This is a genomic window from Atlantibacter sp., from assembly GCF_032062175.1.
Classification (GTDB): domain Bacteria; phylum Pseudomonadota; class Gammaproteobacteria; order Enterobacterales; family Enterobacteriaceae; genus Atlantibacter.
Window position 1 is genome coordinate 88,136 of sequence record NZ_DAMBQK010000008.1, and the last position, 22,797, is coordinate 110,932.

Below are 22,797 nucleotides of genomic sequence, written 5' to 3' on the forward strand. Positions count from 1 at the left end.
GGTTAATAGAAATATTGCCCGGGGCTTTTCTCTTTCTGTCTCTCGTTCAGTGATGCACTTAAGACAGAAAGCCTTAAGCACCCGCTGACTATATTAAATGTCCGTCGATAAAATACCATAAAATCTGCGATGTAATTTTAGGCGCGATTTTTCATTGTTATGGAATTAACCTCGCAGAAGTTTAATAATTTATTGATGGTACTTTTGATTAATGGTTTTACTAGCGCCTTTTCTGAATATCCAGCGTTAATTCAGCGAGCGTTTTTGCGCCGTCGATGGCATTCGCACATAACAGACTCGCCCGAGCACAGGCATGCGCCAGTAAAATACTGTCAGAAAGCGACCAGCTTTCATGGCTACCGTATAGCAGGCCCGCGCAGAACGCATCGCCTGCGCCGACGCTACCGGCTATCTCCTCCTGGCTTAATGTCATTGACGCTATCCACAGACCCTCACCGCCGGATTCAACACCAAACGCGCCTTCCGGGCAGTGTATCACCACACGCTGACGCACACCGGCATTCAGCAACTGCCTGGCGACAGCGCCGATCGCGTCAATATCCGGGGTATGGTCATCCTTACGCATTGCCTGGCCGCTAAACTCGCCGGCTTCCAGTTCATTAATCACCAGATAATCCAGCCAGGGCAGGGCGGGCATGACTAAAGGTTGATAGCGTGGATCGCCCTGGCGCGACACCAAATCCAGCGAAGTTTGATAGCCCTGCTGTTGCATCTGCGCCAGCAAGCGGGCACTGCGCGTGCCGTAGTCAGCGTCGGGTAAATCCAGGCTATCGAGCAGCAATAAATAGCCAAGATGGAAAATCTTCATCCTGCTGTCGAGATGATCAAATGCCGGTAAATCCAGCAACCGGTTCGCACCGGGAGAATGAAAAAAGGTGCGCTGACCGCTGGGATCGGTCATGACCTGGGTCATCGACGTTGGCGAGAATGAGGTACGCTGCACGTGTTGGCGATTGACGTGGTATTGCTCAAGCATCGCCATAACAAAATCGCCATCATGATCTTCGCCGATAAGGCCCACCGCCTGAAGCGGCAGGCCGGTATGCATTTTCGCGAGGGTGAGCAAAACGTTAAGCGGCGCGCCGCCCGTGGAGCGCTCACTGCGGATGATTTCTGTTAACCAACCCGGCTCCGGCCATTTCACAATCTGATGGACATGGTCCACCAGCATATTGCCAGCGGCAATAACGCCTTTCCGTTCGCTCATTATCTCTCCTTACGCGTGCCCCGCGCTGCCAAAGGTGCGCATCTGTTCCGCCACCACATCGGTAATCGCTTCTTCAATCCCCAGCAGCAACTCAGCGAATTCGTCATACATTGGCTTACGATCTGCCATACGCCGTTCCACCGCACCCAGCGCCGCCTGAGACATACCGGTATAAAAGTTGATTTTATGGATGCCCAGCGAGATGGCGCGCCGGAAATCGGCATCGCTAATCCCCGAGCCGCCATGTAGCACCAGCGGAATACCGGTTTGCTGGCTGATGGCGCTGAGCCGGTCGAAATCGAGCTTCGGCTCGCCCTTATATTTACCGTGGGCATTGCCGATGGCGACCGCCAGAGCGTCGATACCGGTACTGTCGACAAATTCGCGGGCAATCGCGGGATCGGTGAATTTCGCGCTGTCCGCTTCGCCATACAGCGCGCCGCCTTCATCGCCGCCTACTGCGCCTAACTCCGCTTCTACCGATACGCCTACCGCGTGGCACATCTTCACGACTTCCCGGGTCTGGCGAACGTTCTCTTCATAACTCAGGGTTGAGCCATCAAACATCACTGAGCTAAACCCGAGACGCAGCGCCCGGACAACCGACTCAAAATGCAGGCCGTGATCGAGGTTGAGTACGACCGGAATATCGTGGCGCGCCGCCTCGAATTTCACGGCTTCCACCAGTGAATCCAGCGACACGTATTTAAAATGCACTTCTGCAATATTGATGATAAACGGTGAGCGCTCCTGCTTTGCCGCAGCGAAAAGCGCGCGCAGAAAGTGGCTATCCAGCACGTTAAACGCGCCGAGCGCATAGCCGTGCTGACGGGCGTGGGCCAGTCCGTCTGCAAGCGAAATCAATGCCATGTTGGCCTCCTGGAATTAACGGAAAACGCGGTATTCATTGCACAACACCAGTTGAGCGGGCTCGTCCTCTTCGATGGCGTTGAACCGTTCAAGGGGTTTAAGGAAGCGATTGTCACGGTCGTCGTCGTTTACCGTTGAGACCTCACCTGCCAGCACATCACCAAACCCGGCTTCAGCCCAAAAGCTGTGGTACATGCCGGGTGTCAGGCAAATGCTTTCCCCTGGTGCGAGGCGCAATTGGCTGCCGGCGCTGTGCGTCTGTCGGCAACCATCGATGACCACCGTGACATCGCTTTGTTCGGGTTGTTCGTACTGGTCTGCATTCCAGATTTCGATAATTAAATTGCCGCCGCCCCGGTTAATGATGTCTTCCCGTTTGCGCCAGTGAAAATGCATCGGCGTCACCTGGCCATCCCGGACGTGCATGATTTTTTCGGCATAGCTTTTCGGCCAGGGAACGCCGTCCACCGAGCCGTTGCGCAGGGTAAACAGCGTCAGCCCCTGGGCGGTAAAATTATTGCCGCCGAAGGCGGTCACATCCCAGCCGAGCTTTAAGTCGAAGACCTCTGCCCAACTGGCTTCATCCAGTTCGCGCCACTTTGTGGGGGCGAAGCTGGCAAACGGCGGCAGATGCACATCATGGCGGGAAAAAAACTGGCGTGTGTGGCCGATGATTTCATTGATTTCAGAGCGTTTCATTGCATCTCCCTGGTAGAGTGTGTTCTCTGCCTGAAGAAGAGGCGTGAGAGGCAGAGGCGCCCCTCACCCTCGCCTGAAGGTTATTTCACCGTCCAGCCTTTGTAAGTGCCGATGTTGTTCTTATCAATCATCGTCACCGGGATCAGCACCGGTTCTTTCGGCGCAGGTTTGCCCTGAAGGATGTCATAACCGATCTCCACCGCTTTGGCCGCCATCACCTGCGGGTCCTGGGCTGGCGTCGCCACGAACAACGAGTTATCGCGTTTCAGGGCTTCTTCCGCATCCGGCGATCCGTCCACGCCGACGATAAAGAACTCGTTACGCTGCGACTGCTTCGCCGCCAGATCTGCGCCTATCGCCGTTGGATCGTTGATCGCGAATACGCCGTCGATCTTCGGATTCGCCGCCAGCAGCGAGGTCATTATTTCCAGCCCTCCTTCGCGGCTGCCTTTGGCGTTCTGGTTCCAGGAGAGCACTTTGATATCCGGATGGCGTTTGAATTCGGTCTGGCAGCCTTCCACACGGTTTTGTACGGCGGATACCGGCGGTCCGTTGATGATCACCACATTGCCTTTGCCTTTCAGGCGGTCGGTAATGTATTTACAGGCGATTTCTCCGGCCTGGGTGTTGTTTGAGGTGATGGTGGCATCAGCCCCATCAGCCGCCACGTCAACCGCCACGACCACAATCCCGGCGTCTTTGGCGCGTTTCACCGCCGGGCCGATGCCTTTGGAGTCCGCAGCATTAAGGATGATCATGTCCACTTTAGCGGCGATAAAGTTATCGATTTGCGCCACCTGCTGACCCAAATCGTAGCCGCTGGACACCAGCGTCACTTTCACGCCGTCGCCCGCCAGCTTACGTGCTTCCAGCTCCGCCCCTTTGGTGATCTGCACGAAGAACGGGTTGGCGAGATCGCCCACGGTAACACCGATGGATTTTAACTCTTTGGCCTGGGCGGCACCGCCGGCGGCCAGCATGGCACCTACGCAAAGCGCGGTGACAAGAGGTTTCAAACGCATATTTCTCTTCCTCATATAGGGAGTAGGGTATTGTTGTTATGCACTTTGATGGTGACGGGTACGGTACTTGTCTATCAGCACTGCAATGATGATCACCGCCCCTTTGATCACCAGTTGCCAGAAGTAAGAAACGCCCATTAGGGTCATGCCATTGTTGAGGGTCGCGATGATTAACGCCCCCACCAGGGTACCGGTGATGGTGCCGATGCCCCCAACAAAGCTGGTGCCGCCGAGAATAACCGCCGCAATCGCATCCAGCTCATAGCCCATCCCCAGATTGCCGTTGGCGCTGTACAGCCGTGATGCGCTCATCAGCCCGCCAAGCCCGGAAAGCAGCCCGCTCATCCCATAAACAAACAGCAGTACCAGCCATACTTTGATGCCGGTCAGACGGGCCGCCTGCATGTTGCCGCCTACCGCATAGATATGAACCCCCAGCGTGGTGCGGCGCAGAATGAACCAGCAAATCGCCACCACCAGCAGCGCAATCACCACCAGCCAGGGAATAGGGCCGAGGTAGGCGTTGCCTATCCATTCAAAACCGATATTGGAGTTGATGACCGTGGTGCCATCCGCCAGCAGATACGCCGCGCCGCGCAGCGCCGTGTAGGTCCCCAGCGTGACGATAAACGGCGGTAGCCCGGCAAAGGCCACCAGCGCGCCGTTAAACAAACCGAGCGCCAGCCCTAACATCAGCGCCGCAGGCATCGACAGCATCGACAGTTCCGGGGAGAGCGAGACCACCATCGCCGCCACCGCCGTGGTGCCAAGTATTGAACCCACCGACAGGTCAATCCCGCCGGTCAAAATAATGAAGGTCATTCCCGCCGCCAGCACGATATTGATCGACGCCTGACGGGTGATATTCAACAGGTTGCTTTCGGTAAAGAAGTTGGGCGCGATAAAGCCAAATACCGCCACGATCAGGATCAGAATCGGCAAAATTCCCACCGTTTGCATGATGTCGCCCATCAGCATTTTTTTCACTGAGGCGGATTTTGGGGCGGGTGAAGTGGATGGCGTCATGGTTGGCCCCTTTTGGGAAGAGTTAGTCATTGCGCACCGCCTTGTGCCGTGAATCGTCAACGCCGGTAGCCAGCGTCATGATATTTTCCTGGGTGATGCCGAGACCGTTCAGTTCCCCGGCAATACTGCCTTCGCGCATCACATACACCCGGTCGCTCATGCCGACAACTTCCGGCAACTCGCTGGAAATCATCAGGATCGCCACGCCCTGGCGCGCCATCTGGTTCATGATGCGGTAAATCTCGCTTTTTGCGCCGACGTCCACGCCGCGCGTCGGTTCATCCAGAATCAGAATGCGCGGGCCGATGGCGACCCAGCGGGAAATCAACAGCTTCTGCTGGTTGCCGCCAGACAATCCGCCCGCCCGTACCTGGGCATGGGGCACGCGGATATTGAGCGTGGCGATAGCGTCATCGGAAATCGACTGCGCTTTTTTGCGATTCAGCAGCCCGTAACTGGCGTCGCGTTCCAGCGTCGCCATGGTGATGTTTTCCTGCGCCGCCATTTCCAGAAACAGCCCTTGCTCTTTGCGGTTTTCGGTTAAAAAGCCGATGCCGCGATCGATAGCATCGCGCGGGGAGTGGATCACCGCCGGTTTGCCGTCGATTTCGATACTGCCGCCGGTGGCTTTGCGCACCCCGAAAATCAGCTGCGCCAGCTCAGAACGGCCCGCGCCGACCAGACCTGCCAGCGCGACCACTTCACCGGCACGTACCTCCAGGCTGACCGGCTGGATTTTTTCGCCGTCGGTCAGATGATGCACCGCGAGCCGGACTTCGCCGCGCGGGATATCACGCTCTTTATTAAACAGATCGCTCAGCGGGCGGCCCACCATCATGCGTACCAGTTCCTGGGCGTTCAGCTGGTCACGCTCAAGGCTGCCCACGTACTGGCCATCGCGCAGCACGCTGACGCGGTCGGACAGCTCGTAAACTTCCGCCATGCGGTGGCTGATGTAGATAATCGCCATGCCTTCATTACGCAGCCGCATAATCAGCTCGAACAGGCGATGGGTTTCACGGGAAGAAAGAGCGGCGGTGGGTTCATCCATCACCAGAATGCGGCTGTTGCGATGCAGCGCGCGGGCAATTTCAACCTGCTGCTGTTCGGCGATGGTCAGTCGCATCACCCGGTCGGTAGCGCGGAACTGCGCGCCAAGCCGGTCGATAACTTTCTGGGCCTGCGCCACCATCTCTTTGCGGTTCACCAGCCCGGCGCTGGAAATTTCGCTGCCGAGGAAAATATTCTCGGCGACGGTTAAATTGGGCGCGAGCTGCATCTCCTGATAAATCAGCGTGATGCCCGCCTGTAACGCATCTTTCGGGCTTTTGATGCTGTAAGGTTGCCCGTCGATCAGGATCTCGCCGCTGGTGGCGGTATACGCCCCGGCGAGGATTTTCATCAGGGTGCTTTTCCCGGCGCCGTTTTCGCCCATCAGCGCGTGGATCTCGCCGGGATAGACCGTCAGGCTGACGCCTTTAAGCGCGTAAAATTTGCCAAATGCTTTGGCAATATCGCGCATCTCCAGCACAGGCGTTGCGTTCATGGCGCACTCCATTCGGGGTCAGGTGCCTTCAATTGACCACTGCCAGATAAATGCATGATGTCAAAAGCCATTCATATTTGTCATATACCCTTCATACTTCGCGTTGCAGATGCGTTGGCTACGTTCGCTCACCCCAGTCACTTACTGGTGTAAGCTCCTGGGAATTAATGAGAGACATCCTGTCTCTCACCGAAGGCCAGCCGTTGGCTGGTCAAATTCGTTCCAGACGAATTTGTCACTCTCTTGCCGCCTTTCTGCACCACGAATTATTTTGGGTAAAATGTTGAATAGTTAACATTGATCACATTCCCGCAACGCAACCGTGCCGGGGAACACTGCGAGGCGCTACTGTTTTGTTTTCGCCAGTGGAGTGGGTTATGACACAGCCAGCCAGCCGATTTTTGACCAGCGCACGCGGGCGGTTACTGTTTTTTAATCTGCTGGTGGTGTCGGTCACGCTGATGGTGAGCGTGGTGGCGATTGTCGGCTTTCGGCACGCCAGCGTGTTGCAGGAGCAGGTTCAGAAGCAGACGCTCAGCGATATGACTGGCAGCATGGCGCTGGCGCGTGATACCGCCAATGTCGCCACGGCGGCGGTGCGGCTAAGCCAGGTGGTCGGTGCGCTGGAGTATCAAAGCGAAGCGGATCGGTTAAAGCAAACACAGCTTGAGCTACAGCGCTCATTGCATTTGCTGTCAATGGCGCCGCTGGCGGCTCTGGAGCCGGAACTGGTCAGCAATATCATTTCCCGCAGCATCCAGTTGCAGCAAAGCGTGACCCAGATGCTGGAGCGCGGCCATCGCCGCCATCTTGAACGCAACGCGCTACTGAGCGCCCTGTATCAAAACCAAAGCTATCTCCATCATATTCAGACGCTTAATCAGCGAGCCGGGGAAACATTGCCCCCGCCTGCGCTGCTTATCGAAATGGATCGCCTGATCGACGCGGCAATCCAGACGCCGTCGCCGCGCCCGACGGTGGAACAAATCGACGCGGTAATGCAGCAACTGCCCGCTCAGCTCCGCGAGCCGCTGGTTAACGGCATCTATCAGGACTTTACCCGACAGTTGGGCCAGCTTGATCCGCTCTCCGCCGCGCTGGCGGAGAGCGATCTTGCTATTAGCTGGTCGATGTACCACATCAAAGCGCTGGTGGCGTTTCTGAATACCGACATCAATCATTATGTCAAACGCGTGGCGCAGGAGTCGGCGCTGCGTACCGCCGCCAGCCATAAAGAACTGCGCTCGATGATCCTGTTTATCGCGGTGTTTGCCGCGCTGGCGCTGATTATCACCGGGTTTGCCGGGTGGTATATCTACCGCAATCTCGGCTCGAACCTGACGGCGATTTCCACGGCGATGGCGCGGCTGGCGCGCGGCGAGCGGGATGTGACCGTTCCGGCGCAGCAGCGGCGCGATGAACTTGGCGAACTCGCCCGCGCATTTAACGTATTTGCTCGTAATACCGCGTCCCTGGAACACACCTCGCGGCTGCTGAAAGAAAAAAGCACCCAACTGGAAACCACTTTTCACGCTATGCGCGACGGCTTTGCGCTGTTCGACAGCCACGGCGAGCTGGTGGTATGGAACCCGCAATATCCTTTGCTGCTGGGCCTGGAGGCGGAAGGCGTGCAGCGCGGCCAGCACTATCTCCAGCTGTTGCGTCACGTCGCGCCCCAGGATGCCCACATTCAGGAAAACCTTGCGCTGCCGCTGCCCCATCCGCAGGAGTTACGGTTGGCTGACAACCGCACCATCGAGCTGCGCTTTAGCCCGGTGCCGGGTCGCGGTATGGTCAACGTGGTGCTGGATCGCACCGAGCGTAAAGGGCTTGAAGAGGCGCTGGTGCACGGACAGAAAATGAATGCCGTCGGCCAGTTGACCGGCGGGCTGGCCCATGATTTCAATAACCTGCTGGCGGTGATAATCGGTAGCCTGGAATTAACCGCGCCCGATACGCCGGACGCGCCGCGCATCGCCCGCGCGCTAAAAGCCGCCGAACGCGGCGCACAGCTCACCCAGCGCCTGCTGGCGTTCTCGCGTAAACAATCCCTGAATCCGCGCGCCGTACAGCTCAAGGCGCTGCTGGAAAACCTGGTCGAACTGATGCGCCATTCCCTGCCCGCGACCCTGGCCCTGGAACTGGAAGCACAGCAACCGGCATGGCCCGCGTGGATTGACGTCAACCAACTGGAGAACGCCATTATCAACCTGGTGATGAACGCACGTGACGCGATGGAAGGGCGCAGCGGCATCATCAAAATTCGTACCTGGAACCAGCGCGTGACCCGTGGCGACGGGCGGCGGCACGATATGGTGACGCTGGAGGTGATCGACGGCGGCTGCGGGATGTCGGACGAGGTGAAGGCCCACGTCTTCGAGCCGTTCTTCACCACCAAACAGACCGGCGAAGGCAGCGGTCTTGGCCTGTCGATGGTGTATGGCTTTGTGCGCCAGTCTGGCGGGCGTGTACAAATCGATACCGCCCCCGGCCAGGGTACAACGGTGCGCCTGCAACTGCCGCGCGCGCCGCAGGCGGCCAGTGAACTGGCGCTGCCGGTCGATATTCCTGATGTGTCTTCACAAGATGAGCTGGTGTTGTTGCTGGAAGATGAAGCCGATGTGCGCCAGACGCTGTGCGAACAACTGCACCAACTGGGCTATATCACGCTGGAAGCGCAGACCGTTGAGGAGGCCATTAGCCTGCTGGATAACGTCGGGGAGATCGGCATCCTGATTAGCGATCTGATGCTGCCCGGCGGCGTAAGCGGCGCGGAAGTGTTGAACTACGCGGCGATTAATCATCCGCATATCGCCCGGCTGCTGATCAGCGGCCAGGACTTACGCACCGCGCAAGACCCGGTGGCGCAGCCGGATGTGGAGTTGTTGCGTAAACCCTTTACTCAGGTACAGCTGGCGCAGGCGCTGCGTAATATGATGACATCACATAGAACTGAAACTTAGTTTATTTACTACAAAGGAGCTTTCAAAAGGTAAACTATTCTATAAGGTGATTTTTTATAAATAAAATGAATATAGTTAATGTAAGAAGTATTGAATACCTGTGGTTTCATCAGTTTTATAAGTAATTATGATAATTGCAATAAAAATGTATTGATTATACTTATGGATATTAAAATATAAATCTAAAATCTCGCATGCAATATATTAATTATTGAAGTACATGTCGCACAGTATAATGTATATAACAACACGGATAATAATTTCAAGCTATAAAAATCAATTATGAGTAAAATCAAGGGATATAAATTATCAGTAATATATATTATAAATATATAATATATTGCGTTGGTATTTTCACTATAAAAATGAATTTTAATTCTATCCACTTGAAATATAAAAACATTTTCAATTAACAAGTTAACATATTTTAAAATAATTTTTAGGCTTTACATTCGGTTTGAAGATGGTAATTTTCATTTAGCCCATATGAAAACATGGCTAACCGTTAATTTTATAGAACAAGGAAGAATTATATGAATATTTCAAAAGCTGATTTTTATAGATTTACATGTACAGCATTAAGTAGTGTTGCCGTTTTTTCATCGCACGCAAGTATTGATTCCAATGAAAGTAAGACGAGCACTCAAGTTACGAGTTCACAAATCATGTCAGAGAAATCTAAAGATACAAGCGCCTCCCGGGACATAAAGCTAAATCAGGGGATATTAACGTCTTGCATGTCGTGTTCGAATAATTCAGGTATTTAAAATTATAAGAGGCTCGCCTACCAGAGCCTCAAATTAACATATAGTAAAAGTAACTATCAAGGAAGATAAATGACTTACTTCATCAGCAAGGAAAACGTCACAGAAAACATAAACAAATTTATAAATGAAAGGGAAATTTCATTAGATATTTTACGATCAAAAACTGAATCACACTTTAAAAGTAAGGCTGTCTATTTTGGGGGCTCTATAGCATATGGTTTAAATAATCACTACTCGGATGTTGATCTTTTAGTAGTTGTTGAAAGTAATAATCAAGAAATACCTGCGCAGTTAACGCAGATTGACATTAATAATACCCGTATAGATTGCAGGCTAATATCTTTCCAGAAACTTTCATCAGCGGTAAAAAATATTATTGAAAAAGCAAATGTTATATTAAATAATAAAAGCCCCTTAAGGTTAGGGATTAGGAATGAGGAGCTAGAAGCACTAGATAGGATTAGAAACGGAATGCTAATCACAGGGACTGATTTATGTTTGGCACCTTACATTTCTCCTTTATCCATTATTTTAGTGTTCGATAGGCAAAACGACTATTATGGTATTTATCAAGATTCTATTGGGGCATTGCTTTCAGGTCATCTCCTATATTCATATAGCAGAGCGCTTGAATGCGCCGCAAAAAACGTTGATATATTTTTGGCGTTAAATGGTTATATTAATCCATCAGTCAAATCAAGAATCATTGTGCTAGAAAAGTATTATCCCACAAATAGAGTAACAAAGTGGTATAAAAGCTTAATAGTGAGAAATAGAACTTCTAATCTAGACAGGATTGAAATTTCAGACTTGTTAAGAGAAATTAACTATTATAATACTGAATTTCAATTAATGAAAATTGATCTTTTTAAAAAACATAATGAGTTCAAATTTTATGAAAGCATACAAAATAAATGTTGATGTTCGCATAATAATTGAAGGTCATAACAAAGTAATACTACAGAAATTTTGCTCTATGGCGCTGGGATCTAAATGTTTAGTTTTAGATGGGGCGCAAATAGTGCAGCTAATAAGGTTTTTATTTTTGCCGAGAACATTTGATGAAATCAATGAAAATTTTACCTTAAGTTTCAGAGATGAAAAAGTTATTATTGAACTGATTAATCTAAAAATAATTGATGTTATCAAAAATGACATTACCAATTAGTATCTTATTATATTTGTGGTTTAGCATGCCGCAAAATGAAAATTGGCAAATTAAATGTTCTCCATATCCTTATCAAATAAATGACTATGTAAATATTTTTGGTATTGAAAAAAGCCGCATGGATGTCTTTAATCATAGGAAAAACCCAAATATTGGATTTGATTTTGATGATACATTAATAACCCAAGTACTGAATGATAAAAAAGAAACGGTTATAAAGTATAATAAAAATGTTATTAAGGTTATGATCAAACATATTCTGCAAAAACAAAAGATATATATAATCACAAGAAGAGATAAAAATGAAAACAAATTAATACGGAACATCTTAAAAGAGAAAATAGGAAACGTTTACTTAAATAATATTATTATTTTGCATGCAAATAAATATTATCAAAATAAAAGCTTTCTCATCTCATTATATAATATAACCATATATTATGGTGATTCTGACTCGGACATGTATCACGCTTTACGAGGGGGGGCAAAACCCATAAGAGTTTTGAGAAATGTTAATTCAAAAGATAAATCATTAATTCACATTGGTTTATTAAAAGAAGATTTATTTTATTGTTCACAAATCATAGAGTGAAAATTAATATGCCTTTATTGTGCAAGCATATGGATGCTATAGGTATTATTGGATTAGGGTATGTTGGATTTCCTTTGGCAGTAGAATTTTCTAAAAAATATAAAGTCATTGGTTATGATATTGACCAGTATAGGGTTAGCTCATTGAACATGTGCTATGATGATACCAATGAAATATCATTTAAAGATTTGGATATAAAAAACTTAACCATAACAACAGAAAAATCAGAACTTGAAAAAGTCAATTTTTATATCGTTGCGGTTCCGACGCCAGTAGATTGTAATGAGAATCCTGACTTAACTTTTATAATTAACGCAACAAATACAATCGCACAGAATATTAAAAAAAATGACATAGTTGTTTACGAGTCTACTGTGTACCCGGGTACTACAGAAGAAATATGCATTCCTCTGTTAGAAAAGGTATCGGGTCTCACTAATGGAAATGATTTTTATGTCGGATATAGTCCTGAAAGAATAAACCCGGGAGATAAGCTCAACTCTTTTATTTTTATAGACAAAATCATATCGTGTAAATCGAACTATGGATTGAATAAGATAGAAGCAGTGTATAGCCAAGTTTTCAAAAGTAACTTGCACAGGACAAATAATATTAAACACGCAGAGGCTTCTAAATTATTAGAAAATACACAAAGAGATGTTAATATAGCTTTAATGAATGAGGTTGATGCTTTATTTAAAAAAGATGGGTTGGACATATTTGAGATTCTTAAATTAGCCTCAACAAAATGGAATTTCTGTGATTTTAAACCGGGATTAGTCGGCGGACATTGCATAAGCGTAGACCCTTACTACTTCTTAAAGTATGGAATCAATAAAAATGTTGATCTTCCTTTAATTAAAATTGCAAGGTTAATAAATTCAGAAGCGTACTATAGATTGTTTGAGAAAATAATGATCTTGATAAAACAGAAAGCAATGAGCCATCCTAGTTTTACTATTTTAGGTCTTGCTTTTAAAGAGAATTGTGCAGATATAAGAAACTCGCAATCTATCAAGTTGGCAAACTTATTATGTGCAAACGGATATAGTGTAAAAATTCATGACTATCTTGTTAATAATAGAAAAATACCAGCAGCGTTATTGCCTAACTTTCATCAAGAAATAAGTTTACTAGGAAGATCAGACTTTTTAATTGTGACTGTAAAGCATGAGCAATTTAAGCATATTACATCTCATGAAATAGAAAGTTTATTAAATGATAACTCTATAATAATGGATATAAATGACACCCTAGATAAAGTCGAATTATTAAAATTGAATAATGTCACAGTAATGAGAGGTTGAAATGAATAGATTATTAAATCTGATAAGAAATGATATACCTGGTAATTATAATGAAGCTTTCAATCTGTATAAACGAAAGGAAAATGTTTTATGCAATTTTAATAATATCATAATTCCACCCTATGAAGTGTTAATTCATGCGTCAAGCTATTGTAATTTGACATGCCAATGGTGTATAGGTGAGCATATACTAGTTGAAGGTAAAGGTAATAGTTATTACATGCCTAAAAAAAATGATAATATACTACCGAATGTTATCCATGATGAAAAAAAGATGATCAAGGTAATTGATAATATATTATCATATGAAAAAAACGTTAACTTACAAATTGGCGGATATCACATAAATAAAAAATTTTCGGTAGAAAATATTAGTTTCTCAGGGATAACTGGCGAGCCTCTTATTGCACAAAAGGCAATAACTGCAGCAATAAGAATGATAAAAAATAAAGGAAAGCGGACAGGTTTATTTACAAATGGTTTACTTATAGATATTAATAACTGTAATATTTTATCTAGGCTAGATTACATAAATATAAGCATTGATGCGGGTACTAACCAAACATATAACACTCTTAAATGTGGTGGGAGAACTTCTCAGAAATTTGAGTTAGATAAAGTATATAAAAATATAGCTTTACTTAATGCCGCAAAGAAAGAATTCAAAACACATCTAGAAATAAACTGCTCATGTATCCTTTATCCTGATAATTTTAATGAGATATATCTTCTTGCGTCTAATTTAAAGAAAATGGGTGTGTCTACTCTTAGGTTAAAAAAAGATATCTATGGGGAGCGGATGCTAAATTCACAGCAAAAAGAAATGTGTCTTAATCTAATTAATAAGATAAAAAATGATCTTGAGGATAATCATTTTAAACTGATAAATATACATGATCTGGATGACGATAAAGAACAAGAGCAAGATTTTGAAAAATGCTTTATTTCAAAAATGATGGCCGCGGTAGGTTCAGATGGGAATCTTTATCCATGCAACTATCATCCCAAAAAAGGGGGGTATACGCTTGGTAGTTTGATTGATATACCTTTCCAGACTATTTGGGAAGCAAGGGAAAGGAAATCTTTAGAAGAAAAGCTTCCTGGAATTTGTCCTTCAGTATGTGATCCCTTTAAAACACGTTCTAATAAATTATTTAATAAACTTCTGAAGATTTACGAGAAAGAAGGTATATCAGGTATTAGTAATATAATCTCTGAGGCTGAAATATATTTTGGAGGTAACAATAAATGAGACAGCCTATTCAGATACTAGTTATCCCATATCAAGTGATTTCTAGAGAGCTTTATTTTTTTATACTCAAAAGAGCTGATATGAACAAATGGCAATGGGTTGCTGGCGGAGTAGAACAAAATGAAGATGTTAATGATGCTGCAATAAGAGAAGCGGAAGAAGAGTTAGGGATTCAAATCACAAAAAAGGAAAATTTATTGCGTTTGGAATCTTATTGTACTATGCCACGCAGTATCTTTGATTGCGAAGCGTATTGGCCAAAAACTTTTTATACTGTAAAAGAATTTAGTTTTGCACTTAAATTAGATAATACTACTGCAATTAGTATTAGTGATGAGCATTTACAATTCAAGCTTATAAGATATTCAGATTTGGTAAAATTTAAAACTTGGGATAGCAATCGTACGGCAGCTTGGGAGCTAAATGAACGATTAAAAGATCTTGGCGAGAAAGATTAAATGACGAATAAAATTATAGTTAATTCATTCTTTGATGGCCATAAGTGGCATCGAGGGGGGGGGGGTGATTTCTTTTGATTCATTAAGTAACTTTCAATATGAAGAAAATGGAAGATATAAAAATAGTAATGTAATTGCATTACCAGGATTTATTAATTTGCATTCTCATTTATTCAATAAACCTAGGTATACGGCCATGCATTCTATGGATTTTTTAAATGATAAGCCAAATGGAGAGCAAATGGATAATTGCATGCAATTCAACACTTCACTCAAAGATGCTATATTCCACGGCACAAAAGTCATATGCTCAAGCGTTAGGCCTGAATATATAGATAAATTTATTCAACTAAACGAGAATAATGAAATATTAGTTATACCTTTTTTAAGTATAAAGAACTACCATGATGTAAATTATATTGAGAATTGTTTGTCGAAACTTGAAAGATACCTTTTAAAAAAAGGAAAGATAACTAAGCCCGGGTTACTAATACATTCATTATATAATATGAACTATGATAAGATATTACAATACCTTTATTTGGCGTCTTCTGGAAGATACATACTGAGTATGCATTTTTTTGAATCTGAATCAGAAAAAATTTTTTATGAGACTGGTAATCAAGAGTGTAGTTATGATGTTATTTATGAAAAGCTATTGATGAGATGGGAGCCAAAAGTATTTCAAACTTTTGTTCAGGATTTTTTATCAGACAAATATATCAATAAATTATTGATTCATTGCAACTACTTACCACAAGAACTTATTAATAAATATAATAATAATTTTGATATGGTTATTTGTCCTTCTTCATGCTGTAGACTTGCTAACAATATTAATATATCAATGAATTTAGATAATACATGTTTGGCAACTGATGGTGCTTTTACTAATTTTGGTTATAACCTTTTAACAGAATTAAAAATATTTCAATCAGCAGCCTGGCTGAAAAGGAAAAAAATCCCCTTGGGTAATTTTCTTTCAACAATAACTGTAACGCCAAAAAAGATTTTACAAAAGACTAATTTAGTCAAAGATTCGTATTACTTTGAAAGTTTATCTTTTTATAATTTTTTTGAAAAAATAACTGGCTTTATACCATACGGAAATGAAGTTGAAGATTTTTTAATCTATACTGATTCCTATAAGAGGATATCTTTTAATGAATAGTTTTATTAGTTATGGTGAACCATCCATAGGGTGTATAATTAACGAAGAATTAATTGACAAGTTTATATTTCACATTCAAAAACATTTAAGATCAGGAGTGTTAACAGCCAATGATCTTATATCAACATTTGAATTGGAATTTCAAAAATGCTTTGATGAGTCAAATTTTTGCGTATGTAACAATGCGACAACAGGTATAGAGTTAGTTTTATATTTAATTAAAAAAATAGCTGGATTTATTAATGTTACTACTCAGGCTATAGGTTTTTTTGGGGTATATTCAATGATTATATCCAGAGGTTATAGTTTTTCTCTTTGCGATACTGAACTTAATAGTTTCAATTTTAACCTTGATGACCTGAAAGAACAGCTTGAGAGTGGAGTAAATGTAATCATAATTACTCATATGAATGGAATCCCTGCTGATTCGAAAAAAATTAAAGAGATAGCAGATGATTATTCACGCATGAAAGGCTATAAAATATGGATTGTTGATGATCTTTCTAGATGCTTGGGTAGTCGCATTGAAAATCATAATATATCTTTCTGGAGCGACTTTTCAATTTATTCCTTCCAATCAAAAAAACATTTAACTCTATTAGGTGAAGGTGGCGGGATAGTGAGTAATGAATTTTCTCATCATCAAATGATACGAAATGCTATAAATTTCGGTAATAAAAAGTTTTTTGGATTCAACCATAAAATATCTTTTTCGCAAGTTCTTTTTGGAAATCTACTTTTGAATGATATTAATTGGCAAATTAATAAAAGAATAAATCTTGGTAAGAACAGAGATAATTACTTGAAAGACAAAAGCCTGTTTTCTTTTGTTTATCCCACTACATATAATCATTTGTGTAGTTATTACTTATATACGTTAAAGGTTAATGATGAGTATCCCTCTTATTTAAGGGATGAAATATGTTATAAACTAAAAAAATATAGCATTGGAACTTGCATTGCAAATTTACCAGTTTACAAGACTTCCTCATATATTAAGGAAAACATAAAAAATATTCATTTTCCAAATGCAGAGTCATTGGCTAATCGAATATTTTCTGTTTCATTACATCCTTCTTATGACGTTCATGATGAGAATTATATACTTCAAAACCTTTTTGATATCTCCGATTATTATGGTAATTAGTATGCCAAATTTTCTTGCTTATTATAAGAGCGTTTTTCCTTTTTCAGAGCGAATAAGGATACTTCAAGTGGACGATCTTCTTTTATTTGAATATACAAGTAAAATATATTGCGTTAAAATTTGCTCAATACAAAATAAACAAATTTTCAATTCATTGCTTGAGGTGCTGTCATGTGGTGAGTGTTATTATAATGTTGTGGCAAACGATTATGGAAAAATTATAACTACAACAGAGAAAATCGATTTTTACATTTATGAATACATTGAAGGCAATCATGAGTTTGTAGGCGACGATTTATTTGGAAAACTTGGGGTGTCAATTTTTGAGCTGCATAAAGATTTAAGCTCTGTAAATTTTCATGCTGCTAAAGAACCATTGCAACAACTATATTTAAAATTCCTAAAACGTCAGGATTTTAATCTGGCGAATTATTTATTAAGGAGAAAGTATATTGATGTTTTTATTTCCAAAACTAGTTTCATTTGTCCTTTTACTCCATCATTAATACACGGAGATTTATGGTTTAAAAACATTATCGTTAATTATAAGGGGTTTAATTTTATCGATTTTGATAATGTTAAATTATTTTACAGTGAATATGAATTTATGAGATTTTTTTTATAAGCTATATAAATGTAATAAATCCAGTTAATATTCAATATTTTATAATAAAAGCTAAAAACTATTTTTTATATTATAATAGACATAGGCAGGTTGATTTATGCAGCGTGTTTAAGTTATATCTTTTTGTTCTTTGTATTGAAAGTGACGTCGAAATACAGGCTAGAACATGTAGCGGGCTAAAAAAATTTCATGAGTCTCGGCAATGTTTGTTGTTAAATTTACTAGGTAATTACAAAAAAATAATATCAATATTTCAACTTTTAAATGAAGGAGGTATAAATGAATAACTATTCATTAAAAATCAAGCTTCTTAGCGAACCAATGGCGCATTACATATGTATTTTTACTACTGATAAAAGGTTTTATAAGTATATATCTTCGATTTTTTTAAGTTATATAGTTGACATTGAAAACTGCAAGGAATTCTATACTATAAGAATAGTATTCGACCACACCAGCCATATGAAAGGAAATGCGAATGAAAACGCGCGCAATCTGCGTGGGGGCATTTTTTTAAATTTAGAGAAAAACGAAAGGACTTATTATTGTACATCTTCATCTAATGATATGTTTAAAGCTGTATTTAGAGAGATTAGAGATTATTTTGATGAGTTAATCAGATCATGCAGAGTAATTTGTTTGCATGCCGCATGTGTTTCAAATTCACATAATGCCATATGTATTGTAGGCGATAAATTTTCAGGGAAAACCACCTTAATGCTTAGAATGTTATCGGAAGGTTATGATTTTGTCTCTAATGATAAAATTTATGTTTTTTTAACAAAAGATAAATTACATGTTTTTTCATTACCAATTAGTGCTGGTATACGAAATGGATCTTTTAAATTTCAACCTGAGTTGCTAGAACATATAAATAATAATCAATACTCTGAGCATGTCGAATATTCTAGCGAGGGGCGAATTCATTTATCACCATACTTTCTATGTGATTATTTTAAAGTGAACTTTAACAACTTTGCACCTTTAGAATACATATATTTCTTAAAATCTAATTATATGCCTTCTACTGTAATTGATGCTATGAATACAAATGACTTAATGGGTTTCGAACGGAACGTTTTGTTCTGTAATGATCATGCAATAATTAATAAGTGTATCATGGGCAACAAAATTATTTTCTGCAGAGATTCGGGGCAGGTTATTAACGAATTAAAAAGATCATTTCCTATTAAAGATTCATAAAGTTATTTATGTAATTTATCTTTGGTAAGATGTAATCATTAATATTGTATAAATTTCTTATGAAAAGGGATCTTTATCATTATTTTTTTAATTTTATCTAAGGGTGCAATCTGAACGTGAGATTGCTTAATTTTATATGTTTAATATAACATTAATCACGTATTTTACAATTTTCCTTAATTATTTCCTGCCCGTCAAAACCCGCTTCAACCCCCTCCGGTAGCGGGTTTTCCATCATCCAGGCGTCAAACTGGTGGCTGATATGGGTCAGCACCACGCGCGGGCTCTTTATCACCTCATTCAATGCGATCACCGTGTTTAAATCGCAGTGATTAGTCGGCGTCTGGTCGCGCGGCGCGTGGCTACAGTCAATCACCATCACGTCCGGCGGCCCCGCCTGCAAAAACTTCAGCGTTTTCTCCGGCAGCCCGGCGGTGTCGCACAGCCAGGCCACCCGGCTGTGGGCGGTTTCCAGCAGATAGCCGAATGTCAGCTTTGAGTGATTAAGCGGCAGCGGCGTCACCTGCAAACCCTGGAGGCTAAACACCACGAACGGCTCAACGGTATGGCTGAAATCAAGGATGCCGGGATGTTTAAACAGATCGTCGCAACCCTGTTCATCCGGCGGGCCGTACACCGCTATTTTCTCGCCCACGCCCCAGCGCAGCGGGAAAAGCCCCTGCACATGGTCCATATGGTAGTGGGTGAGCAGAAACTGGCGGAAACGCCCGGCGGGCCAGCGGTCCATCAGGTCGGGCAGCCCCGCATCCAGCAGCGTAACCGCGTCGTTGCAGTTAATCACCGCGCTACAGGGGCGGCGGCGAAAAGCCTCATCTTTGCGCGCCCGTTCGCAGGCTTTGCAGATACAGCCAAACGCCGGGACCAGTTGCGCGCCACCGGTGCCAGTGAGGGTCAGCGTTAAGGTCATCGCAACTCCTTAAAGCGGTTTGGTGAACCGAACGTGGCTCGGCTCATAGCCTTCGCGACGATAAAACCGATGAGCGTCGATGCGTTTCACGTTGGTGGAAAGCTCGGTCATCTCTGCGCCGTGCTGCTGCGCCACCGTCTGCGCCCAGCGTAACAAGCCTTTGCCCACGCCCGCGCTACGCGCGTCAGGCATGACCACCAGTTCCTGGATCTCGCCGATCCAGTTGGCGTGATGGAGATGAAATTGCAGATGCAGACTGATCAGCCCGACCGGTTTGCCGTCGAGCCAGGCCAGCGCCAGATGATAGTTGGCGTCGCGCAGGTTGGCGGCAAGGCCAGCGTCGAACGCGTCGCGGTCAAACGTGGCCTGTTTCAGTTCGCAAACCAGCGCGTAGATGGCGTCGCTGTGGGTGATATCGGCGCGCTGAATGTCATAAAGCATGTTGCGGCTCCCGTGGCTGTTGATGCTCATCGACCAGCGTTAATAATGTCTCGACTGACTGTAGCAGACTCCCGTCATTATTCAGTACCCGGCAGCCGGGTGGCAGGCTGGCGAACTGCGCCGCACGCGCCAGCCGGGCGGCGATTTGCCCGGCGGATTCCCGGCCCCGCGCCAGTAAACGCGCCCGCAACACCTCGGCGGACACCTGCAAACACACCGCCAGCAACTGCTCCCGGTATCGCGTCTGCGCCTGTTTCAGGTGCGCGCGTGAACCGTTCACCACCACGTTAAACCCCGCCTCCAGCCACAGATCGATCTCCTGGCCGATTCCATAGCGATGCCCGTTGGCCTGCCAGCTCAGGGCGAACAGCCCCTGAGCCTCGCGCTGTAAAAACTCGCTTTCGCTCAGCGCGATATGGTTTTCGTTTCCAGCGTTAAACGGGCGGGTGATGTAGCGATGCGCCACCAGCAGCGTCGGGCGCTCCCGCTCGCGCAGGGCGCTTAACAGGCTGTCTTTCCCGGACCCGGACGCCCCCATTAACCAGATCATGCGCCCCATCAGAACACCTGCTTTCCCTGACGCCAGACATTGCCGATATGCACGTGCTCCCCGTGCCAGTGCGCCAGCACCAGATCGGCGCGCTTGCCTTCGCCAATCACCCCGCGATCGTCGAGGTTGAGCGCCCGCGCCGGGTTGCGCGTCACCAGATGAATCGCCTGGGGCAGGGTAAAGGCGTTGCCGTCGTCGAGTGCCACGCGAAACGCCGCGTCCAGCAGGCTCGCCGGGTAATAATCGGAAGAGAGAATGTCCAGCAGCCCGGCCTGGGCCAGCGAGTGGGCCGCAACGTTACCGGAATGCGAGCCGCCGCGCACGATATTCGGCGCGCCCATCAGCACACTCATGCCGTGTTGGCGCGACGCCTGTGCCGCGTCCCAGGTGGTAGGAAATTCAGCAATCACGCTGCCCAGTTGGTGGGATTCCAGTACGTGCTCCGCCGTGGCGTCGTCATGGCTTGCCAGCGCGATATTCTGCGCCCGGCAGTGGGCGGCGATGGCTTCCCGGTTCGGCTGCGACCAGCGCTCGGCCAACGCCAGTTGCTCCTCTTCATAGCGCGCCATGTCGTGGTCATTGAGCTGGTATTTACCCTGATAATACTCGCGATACTTTTCCCGGTTGGCGAACTGGCGCTGGCCCGGCGAATGGTCCATCAGCGACACCAGCGTCACCGGTTCGCGGTGCATCAGTTGTTCAAACAGCGGCAGCGTGGTGTGATGCGGCAGTTCACAGCGCAGATGCAGGCGATGCTCGGCGCGGTTCACCCCGCGCCGCTGGCTGTGCTCCACCGCGTTAATCATCTTTTCCAGGTTCTCCAGCCGATCGCCGCCGTCGCGCACGTCGCCCAGCGCTACCGCGTCCAGCACCGTGGTGATGCCGCTGGCTACCATCAGCGCATCGTGGCTGCTCATGGCGGAGTGGGCGGGCCAGTCCACTTTCGGGCGCGGAGTGAAGAACTTATCCAGATTGTCGGTATGCAGTTCAATCAGCCCCGGCAGTAGCCAGCCGCCTTCGCCGTCCAGCGCGCCCGGCAGGCGGCTGCGGCTGTCGGCGTAGCGGGTAATTACCCCGTCGTGGATATCGATAGAGCCGTCTACCACCTCGTTTTCGAGGACCAGCTTTACGTTATTAATAATCATCTGTTTTCCCCATCGGGTGTAAACGGTCAGCTACGCGTTGGCGAATGGCGTCGTCATGGAAAATGCCGACAATAGCCGCGCCGCGCGCTTTGGCCTCTTCAATCAGCGCCACCACGGCGGCGCTGTTGTTGGCGTCCAGCGAGGCGGTAGGCTCGTCGAGCAGCAGAATCGGGTAATCGACGATAAACCCCCGGGCGATATTGACGCGCTGCTGTTCGCCGCCGGAAAAGGTCGACGGCGCGAGATGCCACAGGCGCTCCGGGACATTGAGGCGGGTCAGCAGGCTGGCGGCTTTGGCGCGGCACTCCTCGCGATCGACGCCCAAATCCAGCAGCGGCTGCATCACCACCGTTAATGCCGAAACGCGGGGGATCACCCGCAGGAACTGGCTTACCCAGCCGATGGTTTTGCGGCGTACCGCCATCACGTCCCGGGCCGGAGCGGCGACGATATCCAGCCACTGCTCGTTATGTTTCACCCAGATATGCCCGTTATCCGGCAGGTAATTGGCATACAGCGAGCGCAGCAGGGTGGATTTACCGCTGCCGGAGTGGCCGTGCAGCACCACGCATTCCCCCGCGTTAACCTCAAGGGTGGCGCTTTCCAGCACCGGCAGGCGAATACCGTTTTGATGATGAAGAACAAACGTTTTACTGACATTTTCAACCCGTAATGAAACCGTCATGGCG

The 22,797-nt window shown here is 45.9% G+C and carries 22 protein-coding genes; 11 read left to right on the top strand and 11 right to left on the bottom strand.

Features of this window, described 5'->3' with window-relative positions; genetic code table 11:
* Positions 1-220: 220 nt before the first annotated feature.
* From RT120_RS09760 to RT120_RS09785, 6 genes are all read right to left on the bottom strand, one after another.
* Positions 221-1,228, bottom strand: coding sequence for a carbohydrate kinase family protein (locus RT120_RS09760; RefSeq protein ID WP_312982166.1), 1,008 nt, complete (start codon positions 1,226-1,228; stop codon positions 221-223).
* Positions 1,229-1,237: 9 nt separating this feature from the next.
* Positions 1,238-2,098, bottom strand: a complete 861-nt coding sequence (locus tag RT120_RS09765; protein ID WP_312982168.1) for a ketose 1,6-bisphosphate aldolase — start codon at positions 2,096-2,098, stop codon at positions 1,238-1,240.
* Between the two features lie 15 nt (positions 2,099-2,113).
* The gene (locus RT120_RS09770) at positions 2,114-2,797 is read right to left on the bottom strand and encodes a D-lyxose/D-mannose family sugar isomerase (RefSeq protein ID WP_312982170.1); all 684 of its coding nucleotides are present in this window, start codon (positions 2,795-2,797) and stop codon (positions 2,114-2,116) included.
* A gap of 80 nt (positions 2,798-2,877) precedes the next feature.
* Positions 2,878-3,819, bottom strand: a complete 942-nt coding sequence (locus RT120_RS09775; protein ID WP_312982172.1) for an ABC transporter substrate-binding protein — start codon at positions 3,817-3,819, stop codon at positions 2,878-2,880.
* A 36-nt stretch (positions 3,820-3,855) separates the two neighbouring features.
* Entirely contained in the window at positions 3,856-4,845 is a 990-nt protein-coding gene (locus tag RT120_RS09780) for an ABC transporter permease subunit (protein WP_312982174.1), read from the bottom strand.
* A gap of 22 nt (positions 4,846-4,867) precedes the next feature.
* Complete coding sequence (locus RT120_RS09785) at positions 4,868-6,391, bottom strand: sugar ABC transporter ATP-binding protein (RefSeq protein WP_312982176.1); 1,524 nt, start codon at positions 6,389-6,391, stop codon at positions 4,868-4,870.
* 377 nt (positions 6,392-6,768) lie between these two features.
* Between RT120_RS09785 and RT120_RS09790 the strand changes: the two genes are divergently transcribed.
* The 11 genes from RT120_RS09790 (at position 6,769) to RT120_RS09840 (ending at position 19,044) form a co-directional block, all read left to right on the top strand.
* Entirely contained in the window at positions 6,769-9,354 is a 2,586-nt protein-coding gene (locus RT120_RS09790; protein WP_312982177.1) for an ATP-binding protein, read from the top strand.
* 836 nt (positions 9,355-10,190) lie between these two features.
* Positions 10,191-11,042 carry a nucleotidyltransferase domain-containing protein gene (locus RT120_RS09795; RefSeq protein WP_312982179.1) on the top strand — a complete coding sequence of 284 codons (852 nt, stop codon included), beginning with the start codon at positions 10,191-10,193 and terminating at the stop codon, positions 11,040-11,042.
* Positions 11,017-11,289 carry a hypothetical protein gene (locus tag RT120_RS09800; protein WP_312982181.1) on the top strand — a complete coding sequence of 91 codons (273 nt, stop codon included), beginning with the start codon at positions 11,017-11,019 and terminating at the stop codon, positions 11,287-11,289. Before RT120_RS09795 ends, RT120_RS09800 begins: the two co-directional genes overlap by 26 nt.
* A 25-nt stretch (positions 11,290-11,314) precedes the next feature.
* The gene (locus RT120_RS09805; RefSeq protein ID WP_312982182.1) at positions 11,315-11,881 is read left to right on the top strand and encodes a hypothetical protein; all 567 of its coding nucleotides are present in this window, start codon (positions 11,315-11,317) and stop codon (positions 11,879-11,881) included.
* Positions 11,882-11,910: 29 nt separating this feature from the next.
* On the top strand, positions 11,911-13,188 hold the full coding sequence (locus tag RT120_RS09810; protein ID WP_312982183.1) for a nucleotide sugar dehydrogenase: 1,278 nt from the start codon (positions 11,911-11,913) through the stop codon (positions 13,186-13,188).
* A gap of 1 nt (position 13,189) precedes the next feature.
* The gene (locus RT120_RS09815) at positions 13,190-14,440 is read left to right on the top strand and encodes an SPASM domain-containing protein (protein ID WP_312982185.1); all 1,251 of its coding nucleotides are present in this window, start codon (positions 13,190-13,192) and stop codon (positions 14,438-14,440) included.
* Positions 14,437-14,898, top strand: coding sequence for an NUDIX domain-containing protein (locus RT120_RS09820; protein ID WP_312982188.1), 462 nt, complete (start codon positions 14,437-14,439; stop codon positions 14,896-14,898). The genes RT120_RS09815 and RT120_RS09820 overlap by 4 nt, the downstream gene beginning before the upstream one ends.
* A 64-nt stretch (positions 14,899-14,962) precedes the next feature.
* Positions 14,963-16,069, top strand: a complete 1,107-nt coding sequence (locus tag RT120_RS09825) for a hypothetical protein (protein ID WP_312982195.1) — start codon at positions 14,963-14,965, stop codon at positions 16,067-16,069.
* Positions 16,062-17,216: a DegT/DnrJ/EryC1/StrS family aminotransferase gene (locus RT120_RS09830; protein ID WP_312982198.1), complete on the top strand. Its 1,155-nt coding sequence runs from the start codon at positions 16,062-16,064 to the stop codon at positions 17,214-17,216. Before RT120_RS09825 ends, RT120_RS09830 begins: the two co-directional genes overlap by 8 nt.
* Before the next feature lie 67 nt (positions 17,217-17,283).
* Entirely contained in the window at positions 17,284-17,841 is a 558-nt protein-coding gene (locus tag RT120_RS09835; protein WP_312982199.1) for a hypothetical protein, read from the top strand.
* A gap of 279 nt (positions 17,842-18,120) precedes the next feature.
* Positions 18,121-19,044: a hypothetical protein gene (locus tag RT120_RS09840; protein WP_312982201.1), complete on the top strand. Its 924-nt coding sequence runs from the start codon at positions 18,121-18,123 to the stop codon at positions 19,042-19,044.
* A gap of 151 nt (positions 19,045-19,195) precedes the next feature.
* On the opposite strand, the gene phnP is transcribed toward RT120_RS09840, so the two are convergent.
* Genes phnP through phnL form a run of 5 tightly spaced genes read right to left on the bottom strand, consistent with a single transcriptional unit; the run spans position 19,196 to position 22,793 of the window.
* A complete protein-coding gene (gene phnP / locus RT120_RS09845; RefSeq protein ID WP_312982203.1) occupies positions 19,196-19,972 on the bottom strand; it encodes a phosphonate metabolism protein PhnP in 777 nt (258 codons plus the stop codon).
* A 9-nt stretch (positions 19,973-19,981) separates the two neighbouring features.
* Positions 19,982-20,413: an aminoalkylphosphonate N-acetyltransferase gene (phnO, locus tag RT120_RS09850; RefSeq protein ID WP_312982204.1), complete on the bottom strand. Its 432-nt coding sequence runs from the start codon at positions 20,411-20,413 to the stop codon at positions 19,982-19,984.
* Complete coding sequence (gene phnN / locus RT120_RS09855) at positions 20,403-20,972, bottom strand: ribose 1,5-bisphosphokinase (RefSeq protein WP_312982206.1); 570 nt, start codon at positions 20,970-20,972, stop codon at positions 20,403-20,405. Before phnN ends, phnO begins: the two co-directional genes overlap by 11 nt.
* Positions 20,972-22,108 carry an alpha-D-ribose 1-methylphosphonate 5-triphosphate diphosphatase gene (phnM, locus tag RT120_RS09860; RefSeq protein WP_312982207.1) on the bottom strand — a complete coding sequence of 379 codons (1,137 nt, stop codon included), beginning with the start codon at positions 22,106-22,108 and terminating at the stop codon, positions 20,972-20,974. Before phnM ends, phnN begins: the two co-directional genes overlap by 1 nt.
* On the bottom strand, positions 22,098-22,793 hold the full coding sequence (phnL, locus tag RT120_RS09865) for a phosphonate C-P lyase system protein PhnL (RefSeq protein ID WP_312982209.1): 696 nt from the start codon (positions 22,791-22,793) through the stop codon (positions 22,098-22,100). Before phnL ends, phnM begins: the two co-directional genes overlap by 11 nt.
* Positions 22,794-22,797 lie beyond the last annotated feature (4 nt).